5 protein-coding genes are annotated in these 5365 nt (G+C 65.9%); 3 read left to right on the top strand and 2 right to left on the bottom strand.

Annotated elements, in window-relative coordinates; translation table 11 throughout:
- Window positions 1-27: 27 nt before the first annotated feature.
- A complete protein-coding gene (locus DMC18_RS21085; RefSeq protein WP_110120576.1) occupies window positions 28-1008 on the bottom strand; it encodes a GDP-mannose 4,6-dehydratase in 981 nt (326 codons plus the stop codon).
- Between the two features lie 380 nt (window positions 1009-1388).
- Between DMC18_RS21085 and DMC18_RS21080 the strand changes: the two genes are divergently transcribed.
- The 3 genes from DMC18_RS21080 to DMC18_RS21070 are packed head-to-tail and all read left to right on the top strand — an operon-like array spanning window position 1389 to window position 4694.
- Window positions 1389-1790 (top strand): hypothetical protein, encoded by a 402-nt coding sequence (locus tag DMC18_RS21080; protein ID WP_110120577.1) that lies wholly within the window; start codon window positions 1389-1391, stop codon window positions 1788-1790.
- Entirely contained in the window at window positions 1787-3811 is a 2025-nt protein-coding gene (locus tag DMC18_RS21075; protein WP_110120578.1) for a glycosyltransferase family 4 protein, read from the top strand. Before DMC18_RS21080 ends, DMC18_RS21075 begins: the two co-directional genes overlap by 4 nt.
- A 37-nt stretch (window positions 3812-3848) precedes the next feature.
- Window positions 3849-4694 carry an FkbM family methyltransferase gene (locus DMC18_RS21070; protein WP_110120579.1) on the top strand — a complete coding sequence of 282 codons (846 nt, stop codon included), beginning with the start codon at window positions 3849-3851 and terminating at the stop codon, window positions 4692-4694.
- Between the two features lie 58 nt (window positions 4695-4752).
- On the opposite strand, the gene DMC18_RS21065 is transcribed toward DMC18_RS21070, so the two are convergent.
- On the bottom strand, window positions 4753-5365 hold a 613-nt coding region (locus DMC18_RS21065; RefSeq protein WP_199232600.1), incomplete at its 5' end, for an AGE family epimerase/isomerase.

Genomic DNA, 5365 nt, shown 5'->3' with positions numbered 1-5365 from the left:
GTAATGAGGAGCCGTTCGGCGACCTGCTCAACCATGCTGTCGCTTGAGACCGTCGATATCGGCTTCGACCATTTCGACGATCATCTGCTCGAGGCTGATCTCCGGCTCCCAGCCCAGGGCCTTCTTGGCCTTGGCCGGATCACCCAGGAGGATGTCGACCTCGGCCGGGCGGAAGAACTCCGGATCGATGATCAGGTGGTCCTCGACGTTCAGCCCGACGTGCTTGAAGGCGATCTCGCACATGTCGCGCACGGTGGTCGTGCGGCCGGTGGCGATGACGTAGTCGTCCGCGACCTCCTGCTGCAGCATCATCCACATCGCACGGACGTAGTCCTTGGCGTGGCCCCAGTCGCGCTTGGCTTCGATGTTGCCCAGCCGCAGCTCCTTCACCAGACCCAGCTTGATGCCGGCGACGGTGTGCGTGACCTTGCGGGTGACGAACTCGAGCCCGCGCAGCGGGGACTCGTGGTTGAAGAGGATGCCCGAGCTGGCGTGCAGGCTGAAGCTTTCACGATAGTTGACCGTGATCCAGTGGCCGTAGAGCTTGGCCACGGCGTAGGGCGATCGCGGATAGAAGGGGGTGGCCTCCGTCTGGATCGGATGCTGCACCAGGCCGTACATCTCCGAAGAGGAGGCCTGGTAGAAACGCGCCTTCGGCGCCGCCAGGCGGACGGCCTCGAGCATGTTCGCGACACCCAGGCCGGTGACCTGACCGGTCAGGATCGGCTGATCCCACGACGTGCCCACGAAGGACTGGGCCGCGAGATTGTACACCTCGTCCGGCTTCACCTTCTCGACGATCCGCACCAGGCTCGACAGGTCGAGCAGGTCCGCGTCGTAGATCTTGACGTCGCCATCGACGCCGAGCCACTTGAGGCGAGTATCATGAATGCCGCCGGTGCTGATGCGGCGAGCAATAGCGAAAACTTCGTAGCCCTTACCGAGCAGCAGTTGCGCCAGGTAGGCGCCGTCTTGGCCAGTAATGCCGGTGATTAACGCGCGGGGCAAAGCGGCTCCTATCAAATTAGCATCGACAAATGGACGGCCGAGAGAAAGACAAGCGTGGGTGGCCGGCGACGAACGCCGACACACGCATCGGCTTCATTAACGTGCTCGCACCTCGGGTCAACAGCGGTTTCGGTATCGTCCAGCGCCGCCACCGCTCGCTTCGTCGCCTTTCCTCTCGCGGCGTTTCCATCACCCACGCATTTGCGGCCGTTTGCCCGAAGCGGAAACGGCGACACGTTTCACGGGCGATACGCGTTGCAACCGCTTGACGAGTGACCGAGAACCAGTCGAATGCGTTGCACCAGCTTGGCTGGGGGGGACTTTCAGGTGAGACGAGGATCATGAGCCTAGTAGGGGCGGCGCGTTCCACGAAACGCCGCATGCAGGGCCTTTCGCCCATCGCCGGCAATTTCGACGGCTTCGTCGGTCCAGGCATGGCCGGTTGGCGTCAGGGAGGGCCCAGCGGGCCAGGTCGCGTGCGCCTGTTCTTCGGGCCACACCTCGTGGCCAGCGCCGTCGCCAACCTGCCCCGCCCCGACCTGGCCGATCTGGGCGGCCTCTGCGGCTTCTTCATTCCTCTGTCGACCATTGAGCCGGTCATGAAAAAGCTGCAGGCCCAGGGCCAGGATGAGCCGCAGCCCTTCTACGTTCTGGCCGAAGACGACCGCCCCCTGCCCGGCGCCCGCGCCACGATGGCGCCTGGGGACCTCAAGACCGCCGCCGCCATCGCCTTCGCCGTCACCCAACTGCACGCCGCCTACGACGCCGAGGACAATGCATGAAGTTTGTCGACGACATCTTCGCCTCGCGCGACGCCACCGGCCAATCCGAAGTCCCCCTGACGGAGTATCAGGAATACACCTTCCGGCGTTTCAAGCTGGACCGTCAGTTCAACACCGATATCGACCTGGATCGCTTCAAGGCGCTGGTCTGGTTCATCGAAGGCTACAGCGTCCTGCGCAAGCCGCTGCAGGTCCCGTTCACCGGCGAGCAGATCCATTGGCTGCTGTCGAGCAGCGCCGGCTACATGTCCGACCGCGCCCTGCCGCGCATCGTCGAGGTGTTCTGGCGGCGTTCGCTGGCCGCTTCGCACAACCCCTACACCAATCCTGACTGCTATCCCGCCATCGCCTACTGGTGGTCGGTCGAGTTGGCGCCGAGCATCGGCCTCCATGCGCTGGTTCCCGAAGCCTTCGTGGCCGCCCTGCGGGCCCCGGCCGCCGGCCAGACCCATCCCGTGCCGCTGTGCTTCTTCATCAAGCACTACATGGACCACCACAAGGAAGCGCCCTGGAGCGCGACGTCGGAAGCCGAGCGGCTGGCCTGCTACATCCGGCTGCTTTCCGAACCCGAGGGCATCCACTACGCGCTGTTCTTTCCCGACAGTGTCATCGCGCTGCTGCGCACGCTGGAGCCGCCCGCGGACGACTGGAGCGGCCTGTTCCACGTCGACCTGCGCACCCTGGCGCCGCGCATCCGCGCCCGCGCCGAGAAGGCCGCCCAGCACCGCGCCGAACACAAGCGCGTCCGCACCGGCGCCCAGGACATCTCGGCGGCCAAGAGCGGCAGGTCGTGGGAGACGGAAGTCGCCACGCCCGCCCCGCGCGGCAAGGTCGCGCCTCGCCCCAAGCCGACCTTCGGGAAGTCTCCCCTGCCCTTCCCGGTCCGCCTGATCGGCCCGATCAATTCGCAGTCCGGTCTGGGCCAGGCGACCCGCATGAGCATCGACACGCTCCATGCAGCCGGCATCGAGGTCGAATTGCTCGACTTCTATCTCGACAACCCGGCTCCCCGCACCGCGTTCTGGCAGGACAGCCAGATCAGCGAGGCGCCGTTCGCGGTCAACCTGCTGCACCTCAACGCTGAAAGCGTTCCGCTGGCGGCCGCCTACCTGGATCCGAAGCTGTTCCAGAACGCCTACAACATCGGCTACTTCTTCTGGGAACTGCCTCAGCCCGCGCGCTGCCACGAACTCGCCATCAAGACCCTCGACGAGATCTGGATGTCGTCGGAGTTCAACCGCGCGACCTATTCGGCGGTCACCCAGAAGCCCGTGGTCAAGGTCGGCATGGCGGTCGAATCCCTGCCCGACATCGGCCGCCCGGAGCGTAGCGTGGTTCGCCGAAGCTACGGCCTGCCGGAAGACGCCACGGTGTTCATGGCCACGTTCGACGGCTTCTCGTTCATCAAGCGCAAGAACCCGGCGGCGACGCTCCGCGCCTTCCTGGCGGCCTTCAAGGATCCGGACGAGAACGTCGCGCTGATCCTGAAGACCCACAATCTTTCGCAGGTCCTGGGCGAGGCCAACGTCCAGGCCCAGATCGCCGAGATCGTCAGCCTGGTCGAATCCGACCCCCGCATCGTGCTGCTCGACGAGACCCTTCCGTTCCGGCAACTGCTGGTGCTGAAATCGTCCGTCGACTGCTATGTGACCCTCCACCGCAGCGAGGGCTGGGGCTTCGGGGCCGTCGAGGCGATGCAGCTGGGCCTGCCGGTCATCGCCACGGACTTTTCGGGGAACCTGGAGTTCTGCACGCCAGAAACGGCCTTCAATGTGCCGTACAAGCAGACCTTCCTCGAGCGTGACGACTACATCTTCGTGCAGGGCGGCGACTATTGGGCCGAACCCGACGTGGAGGCGGCAGCACGGTTCATGCGCCAGGTTCACGAAAACAAGCAGGCGGCCCAGGCCATGGGCGCCCGCGGGCAGGCCCTGGTCGCCTCCCGCTTCAGCGTGGACGCCGTCGCGCAACGTTACCTCGATCGGCTCAAGGCTATCGCCGCAGAACAGGGCCGGCTCTAGGCCGGTCCCGAACTGAAGCTCTCACGGAAAGTGCAGCATGGAACTCATTGTCGATCTCAAAGGCGTCCGCCGTGTCCACCACGTCGATCTGGCGTCCTACGGCCACAGCGGCGTGTCCGCCTATTGGTGCGAATGGGACCACCCGCAGGTCAACGACACCCGTAACCTGACCGACATCATCGACGTCCATGCCCGGACGTGGAACTGGTCGAAATTCATCAAGCCCGGCGACACCTGCATCGACATCGGCGCCCACAGCGGCGACACCGTCGTGCCGATGGCCGTCTGCGCCTATGGCGGGCCGCTCAACAAGGGCACCGTGCTGGCGGTCGAGCCGAACACGAAGGTCCTGCCGGTCCTCGAGGTCAACCTGGCCCTCAACGCCGGCATCGGCCACTACAAGCTCGTCAACAAGGCCGTCACGGAGACGCCGATGGCCGAAGTCGAAATCGCCGACCACGGCAATTTCGACTGCAACGGCGGCATTATCGACAGCAGCTATTCGAACGAGCTGCAGAGCCATCTGAACCAGATCGTCGGCTCGACCATCAAGGTCGAAGGCCTGCCCCTGGGCACGATCTGCAGCCAGAACCTTTCGCCGGAACAGCTGGCGAAGATCTCGTTCATCAAGACCGACTGCGAAGGCTACGACAAGCAGATCCTGCGCTCGTCGTTCGACCTGATCGACCGCTACCGGCCCGCCCTGTTCGTGGAGTGGTTCAACTACTTCAAGGAAGAGGATTCCGAGGACCTGTTCGCGGCGATCTCCGAGATCGGCTACCGGGCCTACCACCCGATGACCGCCCAGCTGCTGACCCCGGCCAACAAGATCGACGACGTCGTGCTGCTGCACAAGTCGATCGACCTGGCTTCGCGCTTCTGACGGCCCCGGCGGCCGGATGGGTCCCGCGGGACGCGTCCGGCCGCTCGCGGCGCCCGGTTCAGGCCTGGCCCGAACCGTATGCGCCGTCCGCCAGCGCCTGGTCCAGCTCCAGGATCGCGCAGACGATGTGATAGAACGAGCTGGCCGGCGCCGCCTCGTCGACGAAGGTCCCGTCGGCCAGCAGCTTGTCGCGCCACAGCCCCTTCACCGGCGTGTCGAAGTACTTCAACAGGCCCTCGGCCCCGCCCGCCGCGGTGTCCCACCACCGCGGGTCGCCGGTGACCTTGGCGGCCAGCACGCCGGCCTTGATGCGTTCGGTCTGGGCCCACAGGCGGGCGACGTCCTCGTGGACGCTCATGTCGTCGAGCAGCGAGAAGACGGCTACTCCGCGGACCGGGTCCACCCCCGGGCCGTCGCCGATCTCGATCATGCGCAGCGCCGCGGCCGCCGCGTCCTGCCGATCCGCCAGCCGGCTCCAGCGCAGCAGCAGCCAGGCCCATTCGAACTGGTGCCCGGGCTCGATGATGCGGCCGGCCAGGCCCGGCGCGGGGTTCCAGTCGCCGTCGTAGTATTCGCGCAGCCCGCCGCTGGCCGGATCGATGAACTTGGCCAGGGCCAGCTCGGCGATCTCGTCGGCCATGGCGCGCCAGCCCGCGTCGCCGCCGGCCTCG

Source organism: Caulobacter sp. D5 (genome assembly GCF_003185805.1).
Taxonomy (GTDB): Bacteria; Pseudomonadota; Alphaproteobacteria; order Caulobacterales; family Caulobacteraceae; genus Caulobacter.
This window is presented reverse-complemented; position numbering and strand designations above follow the sequence as displayed.

Bases quoted from the DNA above. Each gene is read 5' to 3' on its own strand.
- DMC18_RS21080 (WP_110120577.1), top strand. From the start codon at position 1,389: ATGCAGGGCCTTTCGCCCATCGCCGGCAATTTCGACGGCTTCGTCGGT.
- DMC18_RS21075 (WP_110120578.1), top strand. From the start codon at position 1,787: ATGAAGTTTGTCGACGACATCTTCGCCTCGCGCGACGCCACCGGCCAA.
- DMC18_RS21070 (WP_110120579.1), top strand. From the start codon at position 3,849: ATGGAACTCATTGTCGATCTCAAAGGCGTCCGCCGTGTCCACCACGTC.